The organism is Nocardia terrae (assembly GCF_009760405.1).
GTDB lineage: Bacteria > Actinomycetota > Actinomycetes > Mycobacteriales > Mycobacteriaceae > Nocardia > Nocardia terrae.
The window spans coordinates 248,132-273,861 of record NZ_WRPP01000007.1 but is presented as its reverse complement, the minus strand read 5'-3'; the positions used below and the strand labels follow the sequence as shown (position 1 = coordinate 273,861).

Genomic DNA, 25,730 nt, shown 5'->3' with positions numbered 1-25,730 from the left:
GAATCGGGTGCGAACCCGCCAAGTCGGTTGACAGGCGACCCGAGTGGGTAAGAAAGTTTCTGTATAACCTTCTCACTCAGAGGATGTGGTCGACGATGACCAGGCCGCTTCACGATCCGTTCGACATCGGCGCTCCCGAACCCGAGATCGATATCCGGCAGTACCTCGACGGCGCGGCCGGATTCTTCGGCGCGGCGGCCAATGTGATCATGCAACTATCCAACCGTCCGGTCGGCTACGGCGTGGTGGAGAGCCCGGTGGAGTCCGGGAACGTCATGATCCATCCGATCAAGCGGCTGCGCACCACCCTCACCTATCTGGCCGTCGCGCTGCTCGGCACCGAGGAGGACCGCGCCGCCTACCGCGAAGCCGTCGATTCCGTGCACAAGTACGTCCGCTCACGCGCGGGAAGCACGGTGAAGTACAACGCCTTCGACCCCAAACTCCAGCTGTGGGTGGCGGCCTGCCTCTACTGGGGCGCACGCGACCTCTACGAGCGCATGCACGGCCCGATGGACGAGTACGACGCCGACGCCTTCTACCGGCATGCCGCCCGCATGGGCACCACCCTGCAAGTGCGCCCGGACATGTGGCCGACGGATCGCGTTGCCTTCGACCGCTATTGGGAGGAGAACCTCGCCCGCACCCGCATCGATCCGAAGATCAAGGCGTACTTCGAGGATCTCATCGACCTGAGGATGCTGCCCCGGCCGCTGCAGCTGACCTTCGGCCCCCTGCATCGCTTCTTCGTGACCGGCCTGCTGCCGCAGCACCTTCGGGACGAGATGGGCATGACCTGGACGCCACGTCAGGACCGGCTGCTCGCCCGCATGCTGCGGGTGGTCGGCGCGGCGGAGAGCGTGGTGCCCGCGCCGGTGCGCGCCTTCCCGCTCAATGTCTATCTGATGGACATGCGGCTGCGCCGCAGGCTCGGCCTGCGGTTGGTGTGAGAAGCCCTGCCGCTCAGTGGATTCGGAAGCCGGGGACGACGTGATCGCGGGCGAACTGCCGCAGTGCGACCGGATCGTCGAGCGGGATGACCGTCTGCGGAGTCAGCGCCAGGGACAGCGCGGCGCGGGCGATCATCTCGGCCAGCGGTAGCGGGTCGTACTGCGGCACTTTGCCTTCGGCCTGCAACCGGGCGATGAACTCGGCGAGATAGTCACGGCCGAGCTCGATGACCGGCGCGCCCTGCACGGTCAGGTAAGGCAGCACGATCTCCGGTTCGGTCTTGAGCAGCCGTCCCAGCAGCTGGTTTCCGCGCAGTCCCTCGATGAAGGCGATGAACAGCGCGATGATCTGGTCCTCGGCGCTGGCATCGGCTTCGATGGGCCCCTGCACGGCGGCATCGATCTCGTCGACGAGCTGGCGAGCCTGCCGCAGCCCGACGGCCTGGATGAGATCGTTCTTGCCGGCGAAGCGCCGGTAGAGGGTGGCCAGCGAGAGCCCGCCGCGCCGGGCGACCTCGACCATGCTGGTGCGTTTGATGCCGAAGTCCAGGAAGGCCATGAGCGCGGCGTCGAGAACCTTGGCCTGATTACGGTCCTCAGGGCCGGATCCGCGGACGAGCGGCAGCAGTTTGGCCAGTTTGGCCATGGTCCGAGCCCTTTCCGGTGAGATCGAGAGACTGAGGCACTAATCTTCGCACATTGACAGCCGCATGCCACGATGAGAAGGTGATCGTAAATCTTTCTCACACTCTCCTCATCGGCGAGGAGTGACGACGAGGAGCCGAGTCAACGATGACCGCACCGCTTCGCAAGTTCGAGTACGAGCCAGTCGGCCCCGAGCCGATGACCACCGAGCAAGTTCGCGAGTATATCGACGGAATCGGGGCGTTCCTCGGCGGTGCGGCCAACGTGATCATGCAGCTGTCGCTGACCCCGGTCGCCTACGGCGTGATGGAATCCGACGTGCACAGCGGCTCGATCATGGTGCGCCCCATCAAGCGGCTGCGCACCACCCTCACCTATCTGGCCGTCGCCATGATCGGCGACGAGGACGACCGCCGCGACTACCGCGAGGCCGTCAACGGCTCGCACCGCACCATTCACACCAAGCCCGGCAGCCCGGTCAAGTACAACGCCTTCGACCCGAAACTCCAGCTGTGGGTGGCGGCCTGCATCTACTGGGGCTTCGACGACATCCTCCACCGCATGCGCGGGCCGATGGATCCCGCGGTGGCCGAGGCCTTCTACCGCCACTGCGCGCGCCTGGGCACCACCCTGCAGATGCGCGCGGAGATGTGGCCCGCGACCCGCGACGAGTTCTACGTCTACTGGGAAGAGAACCTCGCCACCAAGACCATCGACGAGGCCACCCGCACCTACTTCAACGCCCTCACCGATCTGAAGATGCTGCCCTGGCCGCTGCAGGTCACCCTCGGCGGCCTGCACCGCTTCATCGTGACGGCGCTGCTGCCGCCGCATCTGCGCGCCCAGATGGGCATGTCCTGGACCGCCCGCGACGAGCGCGTCTTCGGCGGCTTCCTGCGCCTCATCTCCGCCGTGTGGACCCGCATGCCCACCCCGATCCGCCTGTTCCCCTTCAATTTCTACCTCGCCGACATGCGCCTGCGCCGCCGCCTCGGCCGCCCGCTGGTCTGACCGAACTCTCGAACCTTCAGGGGTCACACCCCTGAAACCCTTGAGCGGCGGGCGAGGACTCCCGGCCCGCCGCACGACCTTCGATCGCGGCCGACCAGGGTGCGACCAACCCCCAAGGTCTCGCCTCTGAACCCCGGTGGGCGGGGTGGGCTCTCGGTCCGCCGCACGAGCTTCAGGCGCGGTCCGTGAGGGCTCGGAGGAAGAAGGCCAGGTTGGCGGGGCGTTCGGCGAGGCGGCGCATGAGGTAGCCGTACCACTGGGTGCCGTAGGGGATGTAGACGCGCAGGGCATGGCCTTCGGAGACCAGGCGGCGTTGTTCGTCGTCGCGGATGCCGTAGAGCATCTGGAACTCGTAATCGCCCGGGCTGTGGTTGTTCTCGGAGGCCAGGGTCAAGGCGGCGGCGATCATGGCCGGGTCGTGGGAGGCGATCATCGGGTACCAGGCGTCGCGCATGAGGACGTCCAGGCAGCGCAGGTAGGAGGCGTCGACCTCGGCGCGGCGGCGGTAGGCGACGGTCGCGGGTTCCTGATACGCGCCCTTGCACAGGCGGATTCGGGTGCCGTCGGTGGCCAGGTCGCGGGCATTGTCCTCGGCCTGGCGCAGGTAGGTCTGCAAAGCCACCGCGAGCCAAGGGAATTCGGCGCGCGCCAGCCGGACCGCGTCCAGGGTGTCCTCGGTGGTGGTGTGGTCCTCGGCGTCGACGGTCACCCAGACGTGGCGTTCGACGGCCTTGGTGCACAGCTTGTGCAGATTCTCCGCGGCGATGGCCGGGCCGTCCTGCCCCAGCGACTGGCCCAGCGCCGACAGCTTGAGCGAGACCTCCACCCGGGGGATCTCGGAGTGCGCGCCGGGTACCGCGTGGTCGACCTCGGCGAGGTCGTCGATGAGCGAAAGATATTCCGTCACCGCGGCATCGGCCTGGGCGCGGTCGGTGGTGTACTCGCCGAGGAAGTCGACGCTGACCGAGCGGCCGCTCTCCAGCAGCGCGGTCGCCACCGGGACCAGGTCGGCGCGGGCCTCCCCGGCCACGAAGCGCCGGACCACGGCCGCGGTGACCGGGACCCGGGTGATGGCGTCCTTCAGCTTGGACGATCCGGCCGCCGCCAGGATCGCCGGACGTAGCGGGTTCATCGCACCTCCATGTGGGGGTAGCGGTAATCGGTGGGGGGAACGAAGGTTTCCTTCAAGGTCCGGGGCGCGACCCAGCGCAGCAGGTTGAGGTAGGAGCCCGCCTTGTCGTCGGTTCCGGAGGCGCGCGCGCCGCCGAAGGGCTGCTGGCCGACGACCGCGCCGGTGGGCTTGTCATTGATGTAGAAGTTGCCGGCGGCGAATCGCAGTGCGGTCGAGGCGGATTCCACGGCCTGGCGGTCGCGGGCGAAGATCGCGCCGGTCAGGGCGTAGGGCGAGGTGGAGTCCACGATGTCGAGGATGTCGGCGAAGGAGTCCGGGGCGCTGTCGTCGTAGACGTAGACCGACAGGATCGGGCCGAAGTACTCGGTGGCGAAGGCCTCGTCGCCGGGGTCGTCACCGAGCAGGACCGTGGGGCGCACGAACCAGCCCTCGCTGTCGTCGCACCCGCCGCCCACGATGTCGATTCCGGCGCCCTTGGCCCGATCGATGGCCGCCTCGCATTTCAGGTAGGCGCGGCTGTCGATCACGGCCCCACCGAAATTCGACAGGTCGGCGACGTCACCGTAGGTCAGCGACTCCACTTCGGACAGGAAGTCCTCCCCCATCCGCTGCCACACCGACTTGGCGATGTAGGCCCGCGACGCGGCCGAGCACTTCTGCCCCTGATACTCGTAGGCCCCGCGAATCATGGCCGTACGCAAGGCATCCGGATCGGCGGAGGGGTGAGCGAGAATGAAGTCCTTGCCGCCGGTCTCCCCTACCAGTCGCGGATATCCGTGGTAGCGGCCGATATTCGAGCCCACGCTCTGCCACAGGTACTGGAAGGTGCGGGTGGATCCGGTGAAGTGGATGCCCGCCAGCTTCGGATCGGCCAGCACGACCTCCGAGAGCTTCGCGCCGTCGCCGGTCACCATATTGATGACGCCGGGCGGCAGGCCCGCCTCTTCCAGCAACAGCATCGTGTAGTACGCCGAAAGCTGCTGTGTCGGCGAAGGTTTCCAGACCACGGTATTGCCCATCAGGGCGGGTGCGGTCGGCAGGTTCCCGGCGATGGCGGTGAAGTTGAACGGCGTGATGGCGTAGACGAAGCCTTCCAGCGGCCGGTAGTCCATCCGATTCCACACCCCCGCAGCCGATTCCGGCTGTTCCCGCAGAATCCGCCGGGCGAACGCGACATTGAACCGCCAGAAGTCGACCAGTTCGCAGGGCGCGTCGATTTCGGCCTGCTGCACCGTCTTCGACTGCCCGAGCATGGTGGCGGCGGCGATGGTCTCGCGCCAGGGCCCGGCGAGCAGGTCGGCGGCCCGCAGCAGGACCGCGGCCCGTTCCTCGAAGGGCAGGGCCCGCCAGCCGGGCGCGGCGGCCGTGGCGGCGGCGACGGCCGCGCGCGCTTCGTCGTGAGTGGTATTGGTGTAGGTCCCGAGTACGTGCCGATGCCGGTGCGGCATCGTGATGTTGAGCCGTTCGCCGCCGCCGGGCTGATGCTTGCCGCCGATCACGAGCGGCACGTCGACGGATTCGGCGGAGAGATCGGCGAGCTTGCCGGTCAGCAGCTCGCGTTCGCGGCTGCCCGGAGCGTAGGTGTGCACCGGTTCATTGGCGGGAGCAGGGACAACCGTGACAGCGTCCATATCCCAGGCTAACGCGATAGCCCGGGCCGGGCCGGAACGAACACGCTCCGACCCCGCCCTTCATCGGAAAATCTCCGTCACTTGAAGTCGTTGGCGATGATGTTCTCGATATTGCGTTCGGCCAACGCGGTGATGGTGACGAACGGGTTGACGGTGGTGAGACCCGGGATCAGCGAGCCGTCGATGACGTACAGGCCCGGGTACGGGGTGAGCCGCCCGTAGTTGTCGGTGGACACGTTGATCACGCAGCCGCCCAGCGGGTGGTAGGCGAAATCGTCACCCCAGGTCTTGTATTCGCCGAACAGGTCGGTCCGGTAGATGGTGGCCTGTTTGGTGTTGATCGGGTCGAAGATGCGCTTGGCGCAGTCGATACTGGGCTGGTTCCAGGCGGTCTGCCAGTTCAGGTCCACGCCACCGGAACCCGAGTTGTAGGAGAAGGTGCCGCGGTTCGGGTTCTTGGTGATGGCCAGGTACAGGCTGGCGAAGGTCTCGATGCCCGCCGGGAACGGCGAGATCTCCGCGAACGCCGGACCGCCGCTGTCGGCCCAGTTGTCGATGCCGAGGGTCGGAATGCAGGACTGCAGGCTGCCGGTGGCGTCCCAGGCCTGGTTCTGCCGGGCCACCATGACATTGCCGTTGTTGCCCCAGCCGGTGCCGACCGAGTCGGGCAGGTTGGGCAGCTTGCCGGTGGCCTTCTGGGTGACCAGCAATTTGCTGGTGCCCACGCTGCCCGCCGCGAAGAAGACCTTCTGCGCCGTAACGGTTTTCGTCTTGACGGTATTGCCGCTGGTGTCTATCTGGTTCATGACCACCGAGAACCCGCCGCCATTGGCGGGCGAGACCGCGGTGACGTTGTGCTGCGGCACGATGGTCACCTTGCCGGTGCCCGAGGCCGCCGCCAGATACGTCTTGTCGAGGGAGTTCTTGCCGTAGTTGTTGCCGTAGATGACCTCGGCGTTGAGCGCCGATCGCGTCGCGGTGCCGGCCTGCTCCTGCTTCATGTAGTTGAAGTCGTAGACGTTCGGCACGAAAGTCGTCGAAAACCCGGAAGCCTCGGCCGTTTTCTTCCCGACCCGTGCGAACTGGTAGCAGTCGGCGGACTGCCACCAGGTCTGGTCGACGTTGTTCACCTTCAGCCCGGCATTGGCCCGCGGATAGTAGGTGCTGTACATCGAGGCCGCGTCCACCGACGGCAGGATGCTCGCGAAGTTCTCCTGCTTGGGCGTCACCGCCATGCCGCCGTTGACCAGCGAGCCGCCGCCGACGCCGCGGCCCTGGTAGATCCGAATCCCGCTGAACTGCTCGGCGTCCAGGACGCCGGTGTAGTTGGAGATGGCCTTGTCGTAGGGCGCGCCCATGAAGTGGTTGATGGGCTGGACGGTCTCGGTGCGCAGCCAGAAGGACCGGCCGTCCGGGTTGAGCATGTTGCAGAAGACCTTGCCGTCCGAGCCGGGCTGGGTCCAGGACATGCCCTTCTCGACCATGACGACGCTCTGCCCGGCCTGGGCCAGCCGCAGGGCCGCGACCGCGCCGCCGTAGCCGGTGCCGATGACCAGGATCGGCATGGTGTCGCCGTCATTGATCGAGCCGGTGGGTAGGGCCCGCGCCGATGGCATCTTCGGTAGTAGCGCAGCCGCCCCCAGAATGACACCTGTTGCAGCTAGGAACCCGCGTCGGCTGACATTACTGCCGAAGACACTCTTACCGGGGGTTTCATAAGATGGACCACGCACTGAAAGACTCCTCATCGAGTTGCGATGAGAACCTGTTATAGGCGTTGTGAAAGACCTACGGGTCAGTTTCGGGAAAGATCGAGTTCAGAAAAAGAAAAAGCCCTCCGAGAGGAGGGCTTGAACTTCGATACAGAGAGCGACCCTGACGGGACTCGAACCCGCGACCTCCGCCGTGACAGGGCGGCGCGCTAACCAACTGCGCCACAGGGCCTTGCATGGAACCAGGCCACCGGGCCTCGCAACGTCGTAGACGGTATCACGGGCCCGGTGGTAACGGAAAATCAGCTGGTCAGGCGATCAGCGGCCGCGGCGATGCGCTCGTCGGTGGCGGTAAGGGCAATGCGCACATGCTGATTGCCGCGCGGGCCGTAGAACTCGCCCGGGGCCGCCAGGATGCCGCGCTCGGCCAGCCAATCCAGGGTCGTGCGACACGGCTCGCCGCGCGTGGACCAGAGGTACAGGCCCGCGTCGGAGTCGTCGATACGGAAACCCGCACGCTCCAGGGCATCTCGCAGCACCACCCGCCGCGCGCGGTAGCGGTCCTTTTGCTCGACCTCGTGGGTGTCGTCGCCGAGGGCCGCGGTCATGGCCGCCTGGATCGGGTACGGCAGCATCATGCCCGAGTGCTTGCGCACCTCGAGCAACTCCGCCACCAGCTCCGGGTCACCGGTCACGAAACCGGCCCGGTAGCTCGCCAGATTCGAGGTCTTGGACAGCGAATGGATGGCCAGCAAGCCGGTGTGGTCGCGACCGCACACCTCGGGATCGAGGATGGACACCGCGTCGCGGCCCCAGTCCAGGCCGAGGTAGCACTCGTCGGAGGCGACGATGGCCCCGCGTTCGCGGGCGAAGCGCACCACCTTGCGCAGGTGGTCGACGCCCAGCACCTTGCCGGTCGGGTTGGACGGCGAGTTGAGGAAGATCAGCGCCGGCCGCTCGGGACCGAGCTGGACCGTCGAGTCGGCACGCAGGTAGCGCGCGCCGGCGAGCAGCGCGCCCACCTCGTAGGTCGGGTAGGCGACCTCCGGGATGACGACCAGATCCGAGGCCCCCAGGCCCAGCAGCCGCGGCAGCCCCGCGATCAGCTCCTTGGTGCCGATGGCGGGCAGCACGGCGGCCGGGTCCACCCCGGTGATCCCGAATCGCCGCTTCAGCGCCGCGACAACGGCTTCGCGCAATTCGGGCGTGCCGTGCGTGGTCGGATACCCGGGCACCTCCGCCACCGACGAGAGTGCCTCGCGGATCAGCGGATCCACCGGATCGACCGGTGTCCCGACCGAGAGGTCGACGATGCCGTCCGGATGCGAAGCGGCCTTCGCCTTCACGGAAGCGATGGTGTCCCAGGGGAAATCGGGTAGCAGAGCGCTGACCCGGCCACGCGCGGTCAAATCTCGTCCTACTCGCTGGCCATCGGCGGTAGCGCGGCGATGAACGGCGGGTCGTAGTCGACCTTGCCGACCTTGGTGGCGCCGCCCGGGGAGCCCAGGTCGTCGAAGAAGTCGACGTTGGCGTTCACGTAACCGGCCCACTGATCCGGGGTGTCGTCTTCGTAGAAGATGGCTTCCACCGGGCAGACCGGTTCACACGCACCACAGTCCACGCACTCGTCCGGTTGGATGTACAGCATGCGGCCGCCCTCGTAGATGCAGTCCACGGGGCATTCCTCGATGCACGCCTTGTCCTTCACGTCAACGCACGGTTCAGCGATGATGTACGGCACTGCCGCTCTCCTAGTCTGTCCTCACATGCGGGATGAACTCCGCCCGGCGAAAACCCTATACTCCCCCGCCTCCCCGAGACTTCAGCGGGCGGCTCGGAGCCGCTCACCGTTGGCAACCCGTACAGGCGGCGGGGAGCCGAACCGATTTTGGACGTACCCGGTGAGGTACCCCCGGCGCAGCGAAATCAGTTGTCACGTTCCGAACGCTGCGAGTTGGTTCGGCATCCCTCAGCTTCCCAGCAGCGTCGCTGAGAGCTGGGAGCGTACCCGGTTCGGCGCCACACCGTAGGTGGTGGTGCGCTGCCTTACCGGGCGGCCGATACCCGACGCGATCTCCGTCAGTTCCTCGACCGTTTTGGCGGAGCCGTGCTCGGATCCGGCCATGCGGGAGATGGTCTCCTCCATGAGCGTGCCGCCGAGGTCGTTGGCACCACCATTCAGCATCAACTGGGTTCCCTTGATACCAAGTTTGACCCAGCTGGTCTGAATATTCTCGATTCGGCCGTGCAACATGATTCGGGCCAGGGCGTGCGCGGCGCGGTTGTCGCGCACGGTCGGGCCCGGGCGGGAGGCGCCGGCGAGGTAGAGCGGGGCGGACTGGTGCACGAAGGGCAGCAGCACGAATTCGGTGAAACCGCCCGTCTCGTCCTGGATTCCGCGCAGCACGTTCAGGTGGCCGACCCAGTGCTTCGGGTTGTCCACGTGCCCGTACATCATGGTCGAGCTGGAGCGGATGCCCAGCTTGTGCGCGGTGGTGATGACGTCGATCCAGGCCGAGGTGGGCAGCTTGCCCTTGGTGAGCACCCAGCGCACCTCGTCGTCGAGGATCTCGGCGGCCGTGCCCGGAATCGAGCCCAGCCCGGCCTCTTTCAGCGCCGCGAGCCAGTCGTGCACGGACTGGCCGCCGCGGGACGCGCCGTTCACGATCTCCATCGGGCTGAAGGCGTGCACGTGCATCTCGGGCACGCGCTCCTTGATGGCCCGCACCAGATCCGCATAGCCGGTGACCGGTAGCTCGGGGTCGATGCCGCCCTGCATGCAGATCTCCGTCGCGCCCTCGACCCACGCCTCCCAGGCGCGGTCGGCGACCTCGGACGGGCTCAGGCTGAAGGCGTCGGCGTCGCCCTTGCGCTGTGCGAACGCGCAGAAGCGGCAGCCGGTGTAGCAGATATTGGTGAAGTTGATGTTCCGGTTGACGATGTAGGTGACGTCGTCGCCCACGGTGTCGCGGCGCAGCTGATCGGCCAGCGCGGTGATGGCCTCGAGCGCGGGGCCGTCGGCGGTGGCCAGCGCCAGGTACTGGTCGTCGGACAGCCCGGCCGGGTTCTTCTCGGCCGCGCGCAGCGCGGCCATCACGTCGGCGTCGAAGCGCTCGGGCGCGGCGGCGGCCAGCTCGTGCACCTGCTCGCGAATGCTCTCCCAGTCGCCGAAGGCTCCCAGCGAATCATCGGCAATGCCGGAGTCGCTGCGGGATTCGGTGAGCCGGCCCTCGGAGTCGATGGCGGTGTTGAGATCGATGCGGCCGACGGATTCCCAGTCGTGGTCGGGCTCCTGCCAGGGCAGGCCGGACGGCTTCACGTCGGCGGCCAGGCCGGTCTTCGGATCCATCAGGGCGGCAACGTGTTTGGAGACACGCGGATCGATCCACGGATGCCCGGCCAGCACGTACTTCGGGTGTGCGGTGATGCGCTCGGTGAGCACGTAACCGGCCTCGGCGGTGACCTGCGCGAGGGTCTCCAGATTCGGCCAGGGCCGTTCCGGATTCACGTGGTCGGGGGTCAGCGGGGACACCCCGCCCCAGTCGTCGATGCCCGCCGCGATGAGCGCCCGGCATTCGTCCAGCGACACCAGGTTCGGCGGGGCCTGGATGCGCATCTTCGGTCCGAGCAGCAATCGGGCCACCGCGATGGTGGCCCGGAACTCCTCCAGATCGGCGTCCGGGGTGTCGCGCATGGCGGTGTTCTGCTTGGCCAGGAAGTTCTGCACGATGACTTCCTGCACGTGGCCGAACGCCTTGTGCACCTTGCGGATCGCGAGGATGGACTCGGCGCGCTCGGTCAGGTTCTCGCCGATCCCGACCAGGATGCCGGTGGTGAACGGCACCGATAGCCGACCGGCATCGGTCAGCGCGCGCAGGCGCACGGCCGGGTCCTTGTCCGGCGAACCGTAGTGCGCCTGACCGGGTTCGGTGAACAGCCGGGTCGAGGTGGTCTCGAGCATCATGCCCATGGACGGCGCGACCGGCTTGAGCCGCGAGAGCTCCTCCCAGCTCATCACGCCCGGATTCAGGTGCGGCAGCAGGCCCGTCTCCTCCAGCACGCGAATCGCCATGGCGCGCACGTAGTCCAGGGTGGAGTCGTAGCCGCGCTCGTCGAGCCACTGCCGGGCCTCGGGCCAGCGCTCCTCCGGGCGGTCGCCGAGGGTGAAAAGCGCTTCCTTGCAACCGAGTTCGGCGCCCTGACGGGCGACCTCGAGAATCTCGTCGGGCTCCATGTACATGCCCTTGCCCTGCGCCCGCAGCTTGCCGGGCACGGTGACGAAGGTGCAGTAGTGGCACTTGTCGCGACACAGATGCGTAATGGGGATGAACACTTTGCGGGAGTAGGTGATCGGGAGCGTCTCCCCCGCGTACCCTGTTTCGCGCAGCCCGGCGTCGCGCACCCGCGCGGCCGAGGCGGTCAGATCCTCGAGCTGCGCGCCCCGCGCGTGGAGCAGCACCACGGCCTCGTCGAGGTTGAGCGTCGCGCCGTCCCGAGCCCGGCGCAGCGCCCGGCGCATGGCCGAGTCACTCGGCGGGGCGGGCGGCACGCTCGGGTTCGCTAGATCCGTCACGCCATCGATCATGCGCCATCCATCCGACTTATCCGACTCGGGTGCCATGGAACGGGCAAACCGTCCTCCCCGTGCCGTTATTCCGAGCCCACGATGCGAGTATTCGTACTCACTGAGATCAACTGTTCAAATTTCAGTCGCGGTGAAATAGCCTCGCGGGCGTTCGCTTCACAGAAGAAGTAGGGAGAGACCTTCGTGCTCGCGAGAATCCGCCGCGCCGCCGTCGTCGCGGGGCTGTCCGCCACCGCCCTGCTGACCATCGCCACCAGCACCGCAGCCGCGTTCGGGCCCCTGCCGCCGGCCAATCCGTATCTGGGACCGGTGGGCACCGCGACCATGCACGGCGACTCCGAGGCCTCCGACACCACCCCGCTGCCCGGTGTCGGCACCGGCGGCGTCGATGCCGACTTCCACGAGCAGGGCGCGGCCTGCCCGACCATCCTGCAAGGGGCCGACGGCTTCCCGCAGGCGCTGTGCACCAAGATCACCGACCGCGCGCCGGAAGTGCTGCTGCTGGACCCGGGCAGCGGCAATACCCTCGCCAAACTCGACCTCACCAAGGGCAGCCTGCTCGGCGGGGTCTACGCCTACCTCGACAACAACGACCGGATGGTCACCGTCGACGGCTCCGGCAGCCTGCTGCGCATCGGGCACCAGCGCGGCGCGGACGGCTCGTGGTCGCTGTCGATCGCCTCGAAAACCGATGTGACGCAGGCGGTTGCCGGGCACTGCGGCGGCGGCACCTGCGACGAGGTCAGTTCGGTCTCCCCCGACTACCAGGGCCGGGTGTGGTTCGCCACCGACAATGCCGCGGCCGGGTTCGTGAACCCCGACGGCTCCGCGCGCTCGATCGTGCTCGCGCCCGGCGAGCTGGTGGCCAACAGCATCGCCACCGCGCCCGAGGGCATGGCGGTGGCCACCGACCACGCGCTGTACCTGCTGAACGTGGATGCGAGCGGCAACCCGCAGATCGTGTGGCGGCAGGGCTACGACCGCGGGCCGGCCCGCAAGCCCGGCCAACTGAGCTGGGGCACCGGGGCGACGCCGACCTTCTTCGGCCCCGGCGACGGCACCGAGTACCTGGCCATCACCGACAACGCGTCGCCCAAGGAGAACCTGCTCGTCTACAACTCCGCCACCGGTCAGCAGATCTGCTCGGTGCCCGCGATCGACGGGACCGAGAACTCGCCCATCGGCTCGGGCAACAGCGTGTTCGTGGCCAGCAGCTACGGCTACCCGTATCCGGCGCTGCCCGCCGACGCCGGGCCCAGTCAGCCCGCGAGCGCGCCGATTTCGGGCGGCATGACCCGCATCGACGTGACGGGCTCGGGCTGCACCGTGGTCTGGACCAATACCGTGCCGTCCTCGGCGGTGCCGCGGCTGTCCGTCCCGGACGGCAAGATCTACACCTTCACCCGGCACTCCCTGCTGGGCAGCGGCAGCGGTGCGCTGGGCAGCGGCAGCAGCAGTCTCGGCAGCGGCAGCGCGGGCGTGACCGACAACTACTCCTTCGCGGTGATCGACGCCAACACCGGTCACCTCGACACCGAGCAGTTCGTCGGCGCGACAACTGTGAACGACACTCTGCAGATGGTCGGCACCATCGCGCCGGGCCGAATCCAGTACCAGGGCACCACGACCGGCCTGTACCGCATCACGCCCAAGTAGTGGAACCGGGGCGTCCAGTCCTGGTCCATATCAACCGCCTCCGGGGGCGGATTCGTGCAAGCATGGGCAGCATGTCCCAGCCCCTCGCCCCCGGCGGCATCCTGGCCGACCCGTCGCGGCGTCCCAGCCCGCGCGCCAAACTGCTGTGGGCGCTCAGCGCCGCATTGTCCTGGGTGGTGCCGGTCGCGGGGCTGGGGATCTGGGCGCTGTTCGACAGCAATCGGCGCGGTGTCCAGGCACTCGTACTCGGGATCGTGCTGCTGGCAGCGGTATTCAGCATCGCGGTGATACCGCTGTGGCGGTACGCGGTCCACCGCTGGGAGATCACCGACGAGGCCGTCTACACCCGCACCGGCTGGTTCACCCAGGAGAGCCGGGTCGCGCCCATCACCCGCGTGCAGACCGTGGACACCTACCGGGGACCGCTGGAGCGGCTGCTGGGGCTGGCCACCGTCACCGTCACCACCGCCTCCTCGGCGGGGGCGGTGCACATCAGCGCGCTGGCGCTGGCCGACGCGCGCGACACCGTCGCGCAGCTGACCGCGATCGCCGCACAGCATCGGGGGGATGCCACATGAGCCAGGCCAACGATCCGGACACGTTCCCGGATTCGTATCCGACCGAAGTGCTTTCGCCGGTCACGCCGGGACCGATCGGACCGGCCGCCGCGAGCTGGCAGCGGCTCGACAAACGCATGCTGCTGGTCCACCCGGTCACCGAGCTCGTCCGCTACATCCCGGTACTGATCGCCACCCTGGTCGCGGGCGCGCGCAGCGACAACCCCATGTGGAGCCTGGCCGTGGTGGCGGTCATCGTGGCGTTCGCGCTCACCCGCTGGTTCACCACCACCTACCGGATCACCCCCGAGAACGTCGAGCTGCGCACGGGACTGCTGCAGCGCAAGCGACTCTCGGTGCCGCGCAACCGGGTTCGCTCGGTCGATGTCCAGGCCGACCTGCTGCACCGGGCGCTCGGACTGGCCGTGCTGTCCATCGGCACCGGGCAGCACGCGGACAAGAAGGACCAGTTCAAACTGGACTCGCTCGACGCCAAGCTGGTGCCGGACCTGCGGCTGGCCCTGCTCGCGCATACCGGGGCGAGCGCGGAATCGGTCGAGTCTCGGGCCCTGACGCCCGACAGCACCGCGTCCGACGCCGAGGCGAGTCGCCCGGCGGCGGAAATCGCGCACTGGCAACCGGATTGGGTGCGCTACGCGCCGCTGTCGCTGACCGGCTTCGCGATCGTCGCGCCCGTCGTGGGTCTGGCCTTCCAGTACGGCTTCGCCCAGGTCTTCCTGAAATCCGGGACCGTCCAGGATGTCGGGCATCGCGGTGCCACCGTCATCGCCGGGGTGATCGCCCTGCTGGTCGTGATCCTGGTCGTGGTCGTCAGCCTCGCCGCCTGCGCCCGCTACCTGATGACCTGGTTCGGTCTGAACGTCCACGACGACGGCAAGACGCTGACCGTCCGGCACGGCCTGTTCACCACGCGTCAAACGACTCTCGACCTCGCCCGCCTGCGCGGCGCGACCGTCAACGAGCCGCTGCTGCTGCGCCTGGCCGGGGCCGCCGAGCTCGAAGCCATCATGGTGGGCACCAGTCCCCGCCAGAAGATACTGCCGCAGGCCCCGCGCGCCGCGGTCGATGAGACGCTGGCCCATCTCCTGGACGCCACCCCTCGTCATTCGGGCGCGCTTGCGCCCGGAATCCACCCCGCCCCTGCGGATTCCGGCCGGAAGCCGGCCTGGATGGCGGAGGGAATCGCCACCCCGCCGCCGGTCACCGTGCCGTTGGTTACCCACGGGCGGGCCGCCCTGCGCCGCCGCTTCACCCGCACGCTCGGACCGCTGGCGGCCATCGCCGTCGTCCTGCTCGCGATATCCCTTGCGGGCGCGGATATTCCGTCCTGGGTCTGGATCGTGCTCGCCCTCGCCGTGCCGATCGCGGCGGCGCTGGCGTGGGACCGGTATCGCGGACTCGGCCATGCCGTGCTCGCGGCGGCGAACGGCCATCCCGCGTGGCTGGTCACCCGCCACGGCTGCCTCGACCGCGACCGCGACTGCCTCGAGGCCCCCGGCATCATCGGCTGGACCGTGCGGCAGACCTTCTTCCAGCGCCGGGCGGGCGTGGCCACCGTCGTCGCCGCCTCGGCCGCGGGCAAGAAGCGGTACGCGGTGATCGACCTGCCGGTCGAGCGGGCCTGGGAACTGATCGAGGCGGTTACCCCGGGGCAGCTGGGATGTAATCGCGAATTCCGCAGCGAATCACAAACTTCCACCAGCTAGTGGCCACATAAAGTAAGCGCAGATTCGGTTCGCCGTGGTAAAAATCACCGAGCATTACGAAGGGTGGATTCGGCATGGAACCAACAGCCGGGCATTGCGCGGCCCTGGGCATGATCTGCGATACGTTCGTTCCCGGCGACGGGCTGACGCTGCCGGCGGCGAGCGAGCTCGGCGCGGTCGACACGATCTTCCAGATCCTGGGCCGCAACCCGCGCGAGGCCGACAAGAAGCAGCTGGCAATGCTGCTGGGACTGTGGGACTCCCGCCTCACCGGGCTGCTGACCGGCAGCGGGCTCCGCCGCTTCTCGACGCTGACCCAGCAGCAGCGCGAGGCCGCGCTGGTCCGGCTCGGCGATTCCCGCCTCGCACCCGTGCGGGCCATCTTCCAGGCGCTGAAAGGCGCTGCGCTGCTGGCCTACAACGTCACGCCCGGCCCCTCCGGCGCCAACCCGCTGTGGAAGGAGATCGGCTACCCGGGCCCGACCGGACCGCTGGCCACCGCGCCGAAACCGGCGCTGCAGCCCCTGCGCTTCACCGAATCGACCACGCTCACTTGCGATGTGGTGATCGTCGGCTCGGGCGCGGGCGGTGGAACGGCCGCCACGGTGCTGGCCGCGGCCGGGCTCGACGTGGTGGTGCTGGAGCGCGGAAACTATTACGACGACCAGGATTTCGGCACGGGTGAGCTGGCCGGGCTGACGAGCCTGTACGCCCCCGGCCCGGCCGGTTCGGCCGAGGGCCAGATCACGCTGGTCTCCGGCACCTGCCTGGGCGGCGGCACCGTCGTCAACTGGAGCACCTCGCTGCCGACCCCCGACGCGGTCCGGCAGGAGTGGGCCGAGCTGGGCACACCCCAGTTCGCGACGGACGAATACGGCGACGCGCTGCGCGTCGTCTCGCAACGCCTCGGGGTCAATGACCGGCACTCGCCGCTGTCCCCGCGCGACGAGATCCTCGACCGCGGCGCGCGGGCGCTGGGCTGGGACGTGGACACGCTGCCCCGCAATGTCAGCGATGCCTGCGACGCCGGAATCGAGTGCGGGCGTTGCGGTTACGGCTGCCGCCTGGGGGCCAAGCAGTCGGTCACCAAGACCTGGCTGGCCGATGCCGCCGCCAAGGGCGCGCGGCTGGTGGTGGACGCGAACGTCCGGCGCATCGAAGTGAAGAACGGACGGGCCGAGGCGGTTTCGGCGCTCACCTCCGACGGCACGGAGATCACGGTCCGGGCCAAGGCGGTCGTGGTCGCCGCGGGCGCCATCCAGACGCCCGCCCTGCTGCGGCGATCGGGCCTGCGCAACAAGAACATCGGCCGCTACCTGCGGTTGCATCCGGCCGCCGCGGTCTTCGGCGTCTTCGACGAGGAGATCCGGCCCTGGGAGGGCGCGCTGCAGTCCCGCATCAGCCGCCACCACGCGAACCTGGACGGCAAGGGCTACGGCGTCATCTACGAGACCGGGCCCACCCATCCCGGCCTGGCCACCGGCTTCATGAGCTGGCGGGGCGCGGACGCCCACCGGGCCGCCATGCTCGACTTCGCGCGGTCCAACGCCATCGGCATCATCACCCGCGACCGCGACCCGGGCACCGTGAGCATCGACGGCAGCGGTGAGCCGATCGTGAAGTACCGGCTCTCCGACTACGACGCCGCCCACCTGCACACCGGAATCGTCGGCGCGGCACGGATTCTCGAGGCCGCCGGGGCGCGGCGCATCTTCTCCGGGCATCAGGCCGGGGTGTCCTACGAGCCGGGCGTGCGCGGCTCGGTCGCGGAGTTCGACGCCGCCGCGAAGGCGGCCGGTTACGGGCCGGGACAGTGCGCGATGGGCGCGCTGCACATCATGGGCTCGGCGCGCATGGGCGGATCGGCGGAGCTGTCGGCCACCAACCCCGACGGCGCGACCTGGGACGTGGCCAATATCGTCGTCGCGGACGGTTCCAGCTTCCCCACCGCCCCCGGCGTCAATCCGATGGTGTCCATCGAGGCCATCGCCTACATGAACGCGACAAGGCTTGCGGCCCAGCTGAGTTGAGACCCGCGGGTATCCGGTCTCAGAGCGACCGGATACCCGCCAGCACGGCCTGCAGCACGCCCAGATCGGAGCCGCCGGAGGCGACGGGCAGATGACGGAAGGCCAGCCGCCCGTCGTCGATGAGGTCGCCGATCAGCACCTTGGTCACGGTCAGCGGCAGCCGCAGGTGGGCCGATATCTCCGCCACCGACAAGGGATTTCGGCACAGTCGCACGATCACGGCGTACTCCGGCTCGGTCCGCCGCAGACCGATGCCGCGCCCGGAATCCACCACCATGGTGTCCAGCTGCAATTCGGGGCGGTCGGCTCCGCGGCCGCGGGTCACGGCATAGAGACGGACCAGCGGACCCGCGTCCTCCTCGTACCAGTGTTCGCGCGGACCGGTCATGGTTGTTGCGCACCGCCGCGCGCGTCGACGCCCAGGTGGGTGCCGACGCGCTGCACGGTCTGGTTCATCTCGTAGGCCACCAGCCCCAGATCCGCGGTGTCCGACGCCAGGAGCGCCAGGCAGGCATTGGTGCCCGCGGCGGTGATGAACAGCACCGCCTCGTCGAGCTCCACCACCGTCTGGTGCACGCCGCCGGCCCGGAAATGCTGACCGGCGCTGCGGGCGAGGCTGTGCAGGGCCGAGGCCATCGCGCCGAAACGCTCCGCGTCCGAACGCTCCTGCCCGGAGGAGGCGCCGAGCAGCAGGCCGTCGGTGGACAGCAGCACCGCCGACCGCGCCCGAGGCAGCCCGTTGATCAGATCGTCGAGGAGCCAGCCGAGGTCGATTCGCTGGGAAGTGGTCATCATCGCCTTCTCGTCGAGCGGGTTATTGCGGGGGGTTCGAATCGGATTCGGGGACCGGGCGGCGACCCTGGCGGGTGCCCTCCGAGATCGCGCTCATCCGGCTGCGCGCCTCGTCGGCGCTGCGCGGACGGGCCGCGGCGGCGGGCACGTCGGCCGCGGGCATCGGCTCGACCGGCGACGGCTCGATCGAAACCCGCTGGCGGCGAGGCAGATCCGGACGGACGCCATTGCCCTGGGGCGCGAACAAGCGGCCGGGTGTCCGGATTTCGGTGACGGGGATGCTCGGCTCCCGGATCACGCCCTGCGGCGCGAACCGCCGGACCGCCGGTTCCGGCTCCGCATCGGCCGGGCGGACCAGCGGCCGCCCGAACAGCTCGGGTTCGGGCTCCTCCCCGGGTTCGGCCGTCCCCGCGAATTCGACCGTGCCCGCCGTGACCAGCAGCGCGGTCGGGATCAGCACCACGGCCTGTGTCCCGCCGAACACCGATTCCGACAGCCGCACCGAGATGCCGTGCCGCCCGGACAGTTTCGCGACCACGAACAGCCCGAGCCGGGCATCCCCGGACAGGGCCGCGACACTGAAATCGGGCGGCGCGGCCAGCAGCGCGTTGCGCTTCGCGTACTCGTCCTCCGACATGCCGAGCCCCTGGTCGGTGATCTCCACCGCCACCCCGCGGCCGACCACCACGGCCGACACGGTGACCGGCGACTCCGGCGGCGAGCAGGCCGTCGCATTGTCCATCAGCTCGGCCAGCAGGTGGATCACGTCGGCGACGGCATGGCTGGCGACGTACTGCTCGGGCATGCGGCCGGTTTCGATCCGGGTGTAGTCCAGGCTCTCCGCGACCGAACCGCGGACCAGATCCACCAGCGCCACCGGATTGCGCCAGCGGCGACCCGGCTGCTCGCCGCCCAGAATGACCAGGTTCTCGGCGCTGCGCCGGGCCCGGGTCGCGAGATGGTCCAGCTGGAACAGCAATTCGAGCTGATCGGCATTGCGTTCCTCGCGCTCGGCGCGATCGAGCAGGGCCAGCTGGCGGTGCACCACCACCTGGCTGCGATGCGCGATATTGAGGAAGACCGCATTGATGCCGGCGTGCGTGCGCGCCTCGGCCGCCGCGGCGGTGAGCGCCGCCGAATGCGCGCGGTTGAACGCCGCCGCCACCTGACCCAGCTCGTCGGTGCCGAAGTCGAGTCGAGAGACCTCGGCCGGGTCCACGGTCTCGCCGGTGCCCATCCGGGTGATCAGCGCGGGGAGGCGCTCATCGGCCAATTCCAAAGTGTCGCGCCGCAATCGGCGCATGCGGCCGATGAAGCGATTGGCCAGTACCAGCGCCGCCAGGAAGGCGATGGTCGCGATCGCGGCGACGGCCGCACCGCCCATGATCGAGTTGCGGGTGGCGTCCTCGCCCTGCTGGCGCGCGATGACGTGGGCGTCGCGGCTCTGGTCCTCCCACAGCTTCTGCAGCGCGCCGCCCACCTGCGCGGACGAAAGCTGCCAGGCGCCGAGGGAGACGGGCAGCGACGCCGGTTTCGACCGGGAATCGCGCGACTTGCTCGTACCGTCGTCGCCGTCGGACACCGGACCGCGCACTTCGATCGCGTCCTGCATGGCGGTGACCTGCTGCCAGTCCGCGCCCGAGGTGATCGCGGTCAGCTGGGCCAGCCGCCGGCCCTTCAATACGGTTGCGGCATAGGCCACCTGGCCGCGGAACTCGCCGACCCGGTGCCCGAACTCCAGCAGCTGCGCCGGGGACAGCTCGCCCGTGGTCAGGGCCACCGCGCCCAGGGTGTCGGCCTGCGAGAGCGCCTCGGCGGCCCGCAACGGCTCCACGCCGTAACCCAGTTCGATGCCGATCCTGGCCTCCGGCGCGACCCGGGCCGCCAGCATGGACGCCGAGATGATGGTGCCGATCACCTGGGTGAAGAAGCCGAAGGCCTGATCGGCGGGCAGCTGGCGCGAATCCACCCCGGCGCGCATGGTGGTCACCATGCCGAAAAGCTTGTTGTAGCCCTCGATATCGGCCGCGGACCCGTCCGGATTGAGGGCGCGGGCCGCATCACCCTTGGCGATCACCGCGGCCAGCGCCGCATCCGACTGCTTGCGCGCGCCGGCCAGCGCGTCGCCCGCGTCCGCGTCGCCCGCCAGCGCCAGCACCGAGAGCCGCCGCTCCTCCTGGAAGGCCGACACCATGAGGATGGCCGGGGTGGTGGTGCTGCTGGCCAGTTCGGCCCACTGTTTCGCGGCCCGAGCGGATTTCACCAGATAGACGGCCGCACCACCGCCGATCAACAGCAGGGTGACGCTGGAGATGAGCACGATCGAGAGCAGTCGGGCCCGGACGCTCAACCAGCCACGGACCCCACCCCCACCCGAACCAGGCTGCCACCCAACCGATTCGCGGAGATTCCGCCAACTACTCACTGCAAATCTTCCCGCTACTGAACGCCGGGGCGCCCCACCTCGTGGCGTAGTACCGAAATGAGCGCTACGCCACGTTTACTCCCTCCGGAGAATAACGGAAAGATCCCGAACGAACTACAGGTTGACAACGCCTGGCGGAAAGTGCGGCACGAGAACCGCTGCGGCTCAGCCCAGCACCGGGTAGTTGGAGCGAATCACGGTGCGCGGGTCACGGTCCCGCTTGATCGCGCGCAGCCGGTCGAGGGTCGCCGCGTCGAACGCGTCGGCCGCCGACTCTCCGGGAGCCAGGAAGGTGAACGGCTTCTTTCCGGTGATGTGATCGCCGAGCTCGGCGGTGAGGCCGGTCAGCTTGGCCTGCACCGCCTCCCGCAGCTGCGGCAGGCCGATACCCAGCGTGGACACGAGGTAGGACTCGGACAGGGCGCCGCGCGCACCGGCCGCGGGACGGGCCAGCGCGCCGCCGAGGTGGCGGACCTGAATGCTGGTGATCGGGGCCAGGGTGGTATCGAGAATGATCTTCTCGGCCGCGGGGGTCAGCTCGGCCAGCAGCTCACCGCGGGTCATGGCCAGGCTGGGATCGGTGGGCTCGGTGGTGATGTCGCCGAGATCGGCCACCGACATGACGGTCCGCTTGTCGGCGACCGCGCCGCCGATGGCGTCCAGCACGGATACCAGCGCCCGGCCCCGCTCGGGATCACCCAGGTAGGCGAGATCCAGGCCGACCATCTCCGGGGCCTGCGGGAACTGGAAGCGGCTGAACCACACCGAGAGCTCTTCGGGAGCCTGAGAAGTCAACTCGCGGAAGGCATCCCACACCTGCGGCAAACGGTCAGCGGTCCACATGACGCGGCCGCCGTAGAGGCCGGGCGCGGGGAACAGCTCGAACTCGAGGCCCGTCACGACCGCGAAATCGCCACCGCCGCCGGACAATGCCCAGAACAGATCCGGATCGCTGTCCGCGGTCACCCGCGCCGGACGGCCCTGCGCGTCCACGATCTCGAAGGCGCGCACCGCATTCGAGGCCCAGCCGTACTTGCGGCCGAACCAGCTCTTGCCGCCGCCCAGCGTGTATCCGGCCACGCCGACCACCGGATTGCTGCCCGCCAGACCGGTCAGCCCGTACTCGGCCGCGGCCGCCTGCACCCGACCCCAGCGCACCCCCGCGCCGACCCGCGCCACCCGCGCCACCGGATCGATCTCGAGCCGATCCAACGCCCCGGTGCGCAGCAGGATCGCGTTCTCCACCCCGCCGGAAGCACCGTGCCCGGTCGGCTGGGTCACCACCGATCGGCCCTGATCCCCCGCGAAGCGCACCGCGGCCGCCACGTCCTCGACCTCCGCGGCCTCGACCACGGCCGCCACCGGCTGCGTCACCGCGATGCTCCACGGCCGCGCCGCCTGCTCGAAGTCCGCGTCGCCGGACTCCAGGACGCGGCCCCGGACGGTGTTGCGCAGTTCGTCGAATCCCATCGTGTCCCTCGCTCCTGATCGTGATTGCTGTTCAGCAAGGGGACGAGACAGGACCGCGAAGTGTGACACCGCTGCGGGAGATCAATTCTCGGGGGCGGCGCGGATCACGCGCCGGCGAGCCTCGCGGTGGCGCGGTAGTAGAGGTACATGCCCGACGGCAGCAGGCCGCAGATGAGCAGCAGCATGGTCGGCCAGTCGCCCATCAGCAGGGCGTAACCGCTGGGGCTGAAGCCGGCGCAGACCAGGAAGCCGACGGCCCACACCAGAATCGGCAGCGCCATCACCCCGATCCGCTTGGTCACCACACCCATGCCGGCCACCAGCAGCACGTTCACCACCGCGGCGGCCAGGACCGTGAAGGGCAGCGGGATCGCGCCGGCCGTCATGGTCGACGCCAGCGGTCCGGAGGCCATCACCGGCGTCGGTTCCGGCAGGTGGGCTTGCCCGGCGTAGAGGGGCAGGAACAGCACCTCGAGCCCGAGCGTGATCACGGCGTCGATCAGCAACAGCCCGGCGATCACCGCGTTGAGCACGGTGCGGGCCGGTCCGGTCGCCGCGATCGCATCGCCCACCCGGGCGCCGACGGCCGCCGTCACGGCACCGGCGGGAATCCGAGCAGCGTCAGCAGCTGACTCTGCATGTCCACGAACCCGTACAGCACCGACAGGTACAGCTCGTGCTGCCACTCGAAGTACGGGCGCTGGCTCTCCACGAACGCCGCTATCGCATTCTGCAGGTCCCAGTTGTAGTTCATGACTCAGTCCTCATTCCAGCCCGGCGAAGAGATCGTGTTCACGGCCGTCGGGGCCCAGCGGGCCACGCTCACCGCGCACCAAAATGTAATGCTCTTCCGGTAATACCGGCTGGGCAATGTCGTTGGAAAGCGCGAATTCGCGCCCCGAGGGCGCCACCGTCACCTGGGTGGCGTGCGCCCGCAGCGCGGCGCGCTTGGCGGCCAGCGCATCCGAGACATCCACCGTGGTGGTCACGGATTCGGCCGGGACACAAGCCAATTCGCCCGCATGCGGCAGCCGCCAGCCCCGCGGCAGCGCGCCGGGCAACTGGTCGACGGTGCGGCGCTTGAGCGCCTCGGTGTGCATGGCCAGCACCGCGCCGTCGGTGACCGTCCAGTACACCTTGGGCACCGTCCAGCCCCAGTCCGCGGCGGCGTGGACCGCGGCCATGGTGATCTCGTGCGCGCGAATGTGATCCGGATGCCCGTAACCGCCGTGCGGGTCGTAACCGACCACCACGCGCGGGCGCAGCTCCAGGATCACCTGCACCAGCGCGTCGGTCGCGGCGTCACCGGAATTGACGAAGGCCCGGGGATTGCGCGCCGACGGCGTCCCGGCCATCCCCGAGTCGCGCCAGCGGCCCGCCCCGCCCAGGAAGTGCGGCGGATCGGCGTCCAATTCGGCCAGGGCCCTGGTCAATTCGAGAATCCGGTAGCCGCCCAGCTGATCGGCCTGCCCGGCCACCAGGTGCGCGTACTCGTCCCCGATGACCTCGCCCTCCTCGCCGAGCGTGCAGGTCACCACGGTGACCGGGACGCCCCGCTTGCGGTAGTGGGCGATGGTGCCGCCGGTGGTGATGGACTCGTCGTCCGGATGCGCGTGCACCAGCAGCAGACCGTGTGTCCGAACGCCCGCGGGAATCACGGCAACCTCCGCCAGTTCGCGGCATCGGCGAAGATGCCGACCTGGATGGCCCCGCTCAGCGACGCCCCGTCCACCCGCGGACCGGCCGCGGCGACCTGGGTGTCCTGCATGATCGGCAGCACCGTGGCCAGGTCCCACAGCTTGGGTTCGGCGTCACCGATCACCTTGCCCACATCGATGCCGCGCAGAGCGGTGTCGATGGCGGGCTGCAGCGTCGGATCACACACGCCCGACAGATTGGACGGTGACTTCTTCGCACCGTCCACCACCGTCGAGTCGTTGCCGTCGCCGGGCAGCGGCAGCGGCGCGCAGCCGTAGCGCGACGCCAGCACGGTCGCCGGGTCCTGGCCGGTGCGCTCCCAGCCGACCACGGCGTCCACGCCCGCGTCGGTCAGTTCCTTGCTGTAGAGCTGCGAGGCCGGCACGCTGCGCACGATCACATCGATTCCGGCGCTGCGCAATTGGTCCGCGGCGGTATTGGCCACCGCCAGCGCGGTGGTGTCGCCGTCCACCGCGCCCAGCCGAACGGTCAGCGACTTGCCGTTCTTGGCCAGCGGACGCGGTTGCGGCGCGGGCGAAGTCGCCGACTGGGTGGCGGGAGCCTCTGCCGCCCGGGCGAATCCGGCCTCGGCCAGCAACCCGAACGCCTCCTCCTGGTTCGGACGCGGCGGCTCGGTCGCGACATAGCCCGGGTCGGAGGGCGCGAGCACCTGCGCCCGCGCGGGCTCCACCCAGCTGCCGGTCTGCGCGCCGACCGTGGCCAGCAGCACGGGATCCAGCAGGGCCAGCACCGCACGGCGCACCCGCACATCGGCGAGATCCCCGCTGCGGCCGTTGAGCACCAGCTGCATTTCCCGGGCCTGCGCCATCACGGCCGTGCGCACCGAGGGAATCGCCCCCAGCTGCGCCTGCAGCGCCACCCCGCCGTGCACCAGCGCCATCTGCGCGTCCCCGGTCCGCAGCGACTCGGCCACCTGCGCGGGAGTTCCGCCGCGCCGCAACAGGATCTGATCCGGCACCGCCGGCTGACCCCAGTAGCGGTCATTGCGCTCGAGCAGGATCTCCTCGCGGCCGCGATCGGTCTGCTTGATCTTGAACTGGCCGCCCGAGATCCGGATCGTGTCGATGAGGCCCTGCTCGAAACCGGAGTCCTTCATCAGATGCTGGGGCAGCAGATCCGAGAACAGTTGCCGCCAGGCCGGATACGGCTCGGTCATGGTGACCGTCACCGTCTTGCCGCCCGTCGACGAACTGATATCGGAGATCAGCCGATAGCCCGCGGGATCCACCACGCCGGGCTGCGTGATCATCTGCTGCCAGAGGTACTTGAAGTCCTCCGCCGCGATGGGCACGCCGTCGGACCAGTTGGCGTCCTTGTTGATCTGGTAGGTGATGGTGAACGGTTCCTGCGACGTCACGTCCGCCGACACCATCAGCGTCGGATCCAGATTCCAATCGGTGCCGCCCGGCACGCCCGGAGTCGGAAACGGCCGGAACGGGCTCGGCAGCACCATCGACGCCACCGCGGCGGTCGCGGGCGACTGCTGCGACCGCAGATGCGGATTGAACCCGATCCCGATGTCGTCCACCGCCACCGTGACCGAGTTCTTGCCCGGCTTGGCGGGCTGGGTCTTCGGACTGTCCGTGGACTCGATGGGCGGCGGCGGATTCGCGGTGCAGCCGGTCGCGACCGTCAAGAGGGCCGCCACCAACACAAACACCGCGCGCCACGATGCGCGCTTCCGCGCC

The 25,730-nt window shown here is 69.1% G+C and carries 21 protein-coding genes and 1 tRNA gene; 6 read left to right on the top strand and 16 right to left on the bottom strand.

The annotated features are described in order from the left end of the window. Window positions 1-95: 95 nt before the first annotated feature. Window positions 96-950 (top strand): oxygenase MpaB family protein, encoded by an 855-nt coding sequence (locus tag GPX89_RS32115; RefSeq protein WP_157391449.1) that lies wholly within the window; start codon window positions 96-98, stop codon window positions 948-950. 13 nt (window positions 951-963) lie between these two features. Here the strand turns inward: GPX89_RS32115 and GPX89_RS32110 are convergent, their stop codons facing one another. Next, window positions 964-1,596: a TetR/AcrR family transcriptional regulator gene (locus tag GPX89_RS32110; RefSeq protein ID WP_157391448.1), complete on the bottom strand. Its 633-nt coding sequence runs from the start codon at window positions 1,594-1,596 to the stop codon at window positions 964-966. A gap of 146 nt (window positions 1,597-1,742) precedes the next feature. Here GPX89_RS32110 and GPX89_RS32105 point away from each other — a divergent pair, with 146 nt between their 5' ends. Then, window positions 1,743-2,606, top strand: a complete 864-nt coding sequence (locus GPX89_RS32105; RefSeq protein WP_157391447.1) for an oxygenase MpaB family protein — start codon at window positions 1,743-1,745, stop codon at window positions 2,604-2,606. A gap of 172 nt (window positions 2,607-2,778) precedes the next feature. Here GPX89_RS32105 and GPX89_RS32100 read toward each other — a convergent pair whose 3' ends face one another. The 7 genes from GPX89_RS32100 to GPX89_RS32070 form a co-directional block, all read right to left on the bottom strand. Beyond that, window positions 2,779-3,738 (bottom strand): proline dehydrogenase family protein, encoded by a 960-nt coding sequence (locus GPX89_RS32100; RefSeq protein ID WP_157391446.1) that lies wholly within the window; start codon window positions 3,736-3,738, stop codon window positions 2,779-2,781. Next, window positions 3,735-5,369 carry an L-glutamate gamma-semialdehyde dehydrogenase gene (gene pruA, locus GPX89_RS32095; protein WP_157391445.1) on the bottom strand — a complete coding sequence of 545 codons (1,635 nt, stop codon included), beginning with the start codon at window positions 5,367-5,369 and terminating at the stop codon, window positions 3,735-3,737. The genes GPX89_RS32100 and pruA overlap by 4 nt, the downstream gene beginning before the upstream one ends. Window positions 5,370-5,446: 77 nt before the next feature. Next, on the bottom strand, window positions 5,447-6,985 hold the full coding sequence (locus tag GPX89_RS32090; protein ID WP_235948571.1) for a GMC oxidoreductase: 1,539 nt from the start codon (window positions 6,983-6,985) through the stop codon (window positions 5,447-5,449). A 254-nt stretch (window positions 6,986-7,239) separates the two neighbouring features. Beyond that, a tRNA-Asp gene (locus GPX89_RS32085) sits at window positions 7,240-7,313 on the bottom strand. A gap of 70 nt (window positions 7,314-7,383) precedes the next feature. Next, on the bottom strand, window positions 7,384-8,490 hold the full coding sequence (gene dapC / locus GPX89_RS32080; protein WP_157391443.1) for a succinyldiaminopimelate transaminase: 1,107 nt from the start codon (window positions 8,488-8,490) through the stop codon (window positions 7,384-7,386). 8 nt (window positions 8,491-8,498) lie between these two features. Further along, window positions 8,499-8,822 (bottom strand): ferredoxin, encoded by a 324-nt coding sequence (fdxA, locus tag GPX89_RS32075; protein ID WP_040812194.1) that lies wholly within the window; start codon window positions 8,820-8,822, stop codon window positions 8,499-8,501. Between the two features lie 228 nt (window positions 8,823-9,050). Beyond that, entirely contained in the window at window positions 9,051-11,666 is a 2,616-nt protein-coding gene (locus tag GPX89_RS32070) for a bifunctional FO biosynthesis protein CofGH (protein ID WP_157391442.1), read from the bottom strand. Between the two features lie 183 nt (window positions 11,667-11,849). On the opposite strand from GPX89_RS32070, the gene GPX89_RS32065 reads away from it, so the two are divergent. From GPX89_RS32065 to GPX89_RS32050, 4 genes are all read left to right on the top strand, one after another. Then, entirely contained in the window at window positions 11,850-13,322 is a 1,473-nt protein-coding gene (locus GPX89_RS32065) for a hypothetical protein (RefSeq protein WP_328602526.1), read from the top strand. A 71-nt stretch (window positions 13,323-13,393) separates the two neighbouring features. After that, complete coding sequence (locus tag GPX89_RS32060) at window positions 13,394-13,900, top strand: PH domain-containing protein (protein WP_235948568.1); 507 nt, start codon at window positions 13,394-13,396, stop codon at window positions 13,898-13,900. Then, window positions 13,897-15,606 (top strand): PH domain-containing protein, encoded by a 1,710-nt coding sequence (locus GPX89_RS32055; protein ID WP_157391440.1) that lies wholly within the window; start codon window positions 13,897-13,899, stop codon window positions 15,604-15,606. The genes GPX89_RS32060 and GPX89_RS32055 overlap by 4 nt, the downstream gene beginning before the upstream one ends. A gap of 74 nt (window positions 15,607-15,680) precedes the next feature. After that, on the top strand, window positions 15,681-17,636 hold the full coding sequence (locus GPX89_RS32050; protein ID WP_157391439.1) for a GMC family oxidoreductase N-terminal domain-containing protein: 1,956 nt from the start codon (window positions 15,681-15,683) through the stop codon (window positions 17,634-17,636). 19 nt (window positions 17,637-17,655) lie between these two features. Here GPX89_RS32050 and GPX89_RS32045 read toward each other — a convergent pair whose 3' ends face one another. The 8 genes from GPX89_RS32045 to GPX89_RS32015 form a co-directional block, all read right to left on the bottom strand. Then, on the bottom strand, window positions 17,656-18,024 hold the full coding sequence (locus tag GPX89_RS32045) for a DUF742 domain-containing protein (protein WP_157391438.1): 369 nt from the start codon (window positions 18,022-18,024) through the stop codon (window positions 17,656-17,658). Next, on the bottom strand, window positions 18,021-18,428 hold the full coding sequence (locus tag GPX89_RS32040; RefSeq protein ID WP_157391632.1) for a roadblock/LC7 domain-containing protein: 408 nt from the start codon (window positions 18,426-18,428) through the stop codon (window positions 18,021-18,023). Before GPX89_RS32040 ends, GPX89_RS32045 begins: the two co-directional genes overlap by 4 nt. 22 nt (window positions 18,429-18,450) lie before the next feature. Further along, on the bottom strand, window positions 18,451-20,778 hold the full coding sequence (locus GPX89_RS32035) for a sensor histidine kinase (protein ID WP_157391437.1): 2,328 nt from the start codon (window positions 20,776-20,778) through the stop codon (window positions 18,451-18,453). Window positions 20,779-21,018: 240 nt separating this feature from the next. After that, window positions 21,019-22,323 carry an FAD-binding oxidoreductase gene (locus GPX89_RS32030; RefSeq protein WP_157391436.1) on the bottom strand — a complete coding sequence of 435 codons (1,305 nt, stop codon included), beginning with the start codon at window positions 22,321-22,323 and terminating at the stop codon, window positions 21,019-21,021. Window positions 22,324-22,427: 104 nt separating this feature from the next. Continuing rightward, window positions 22,428-22,919 (bottom strand): hypothetical protein, encoded by a 492-nt coding sequence (locus GPX89_RS32025; RefSeq protein WP_198347692.1) that lies wholly within the window; start codon window positions 22,917-22,919, stop codon window positions 22,428-22,430. After that, a complete protein-coding gene (locus tag GPX89_RS44010) occupies window positions 22,916-23,077 on the bottom strand; it encodes a hypothetical protein (protein WP_198347691.1) in 162 nt (53 codons plus the stop codon). The genes GPX89_RS32025 and GPX89_RS44010 overlap by 4 nt, the downstream gene beginning before the upstream one ends. A 10-nt stretch (window positions 23,078-23,087) precedes the next feature. Further along, complete coding sequence (mshB, locus tag GPX89_RS32020) at window positions 23,088-23,981, bottom strand: N-acetyl-1-D-myo-inositol-2-amino-2-deoxy-alpha-D-glucopyranoside deacetylase (protein ID WP_328602525.1); 894 nt, start codon at window positions 23,979-23,981, stop codon at window positions 23,088-23,090. After that, window positions 23,978-25,702, bottom strand: a complete 1,725-nt coding sequence (locus tag GPX89_RS32015; protein WP_328602524.1) for an ABC transporter family substrate-binding protein — start codon at window positions 25,700-25,702, stop codon at window positions 23,978-23,980. The genes mshB and GPX89_RS32015 overlap by 4 nt, the downstream gene beginning before the upstream one ends. Between the last annotated feature and the right edge of the window lie 28 nt (window positions 25,703-25,730).

Coding starts and splice junctions, on each gene's coding strand:
- GPX89_RS32115 (WP_157391449.1), top strand. CDS start 96: ATGACCAGGCCGCTTCACGATCCGTTCGACATCGGCGCTCCCGAACCC.
- GPX89_RS32110 (WP_157391448.1), bottom strand. CDS start 1,596: ATGGCCAAACTGGCCAAACTGCTGCCGCTCGTCCGCGGATCCGGCCCT.
- GPX89_RS32105 (WP_157391447.1), top strand. CDS start 1,743: ATGACCGCACCGCTTCGCAAGTTCGAGTACGAGCCAGTCGGCCCCGAG.
- GPX89_RS32100 (WP_157391446.1), bottom strand. CDS start 3,738: ATGAACCCGCTACGTCCGGCGATCCTGGCGGCGGCCGGATCGTCCAAG.
- pruA (WP_157391445.1), bottom strand. CDS start 5,369: ATGGACGCTGTCACGGTTGTCCCTGCTCCCGCCAATGAACCGGTGCAC.
- GPX89_RS32090 (WP_235948571.1), bottom strand. CDS start 6,985: ATGCCATCGGCGCGGGCCCTACCCACCGGCTCGATCAATGACGGCGAC.
- GPX89_RS32070 (WP_157391442.1), bottom strand. CDS start 11,666: ATGATCGATGGCGTGACGGATCTAGCGAACCCGAGCGTGCCGCCCGCC.
- GPX89_RS32060 (WP_235948568.1), top strand. CDS start 13,394: ATGTCCCAGCCCCTCGCCCCCGGCGGCATCCTGGCCGACCCGTCGCGG.
- GPX89_RS32055 (WP_157391440.1), top strand. CDS start 13,897: ATGAGCCAGGCCAACGATCCGGACACGTTCCCGGATTCGTATCCGACC.
- GPX89_RS32050 (WP_157391439.1), top strand. CDS start 15,681: ATGGAACCAACAGCCGGGCATTGCGCGGCCCTGGGCATGATCTGCGAT.
- GPX89_RS32045 (WP_157391438.1), bottom strand. CDS start 18,024: ATGACCGGTCCGCGCGAACACTGGTACGAGGAGGACGCGGGTCCGCTG.
- GPX89_RS32040 (WP_157391632.1), bottom strand. CDS start 18,428: ATGACCACTTCCCAGCGAATCGACCTCGGCTGGCTCCTCGACGATCTG.
- GPX89_RS32030 (WP_157391436.1), bottom strand. CDS start 22,323: ATGGGATTCGACGAACTGCGCAACACCGTCCGGGGCCGCGTCCTGGAG.
- GPX89_RS44010 (WP_198347691.1), bottom strand. CDS start 23,077: ATGAACTACAACTGGGACCTGCAGAATGCGATAGCGGCGTTCGTGGAG.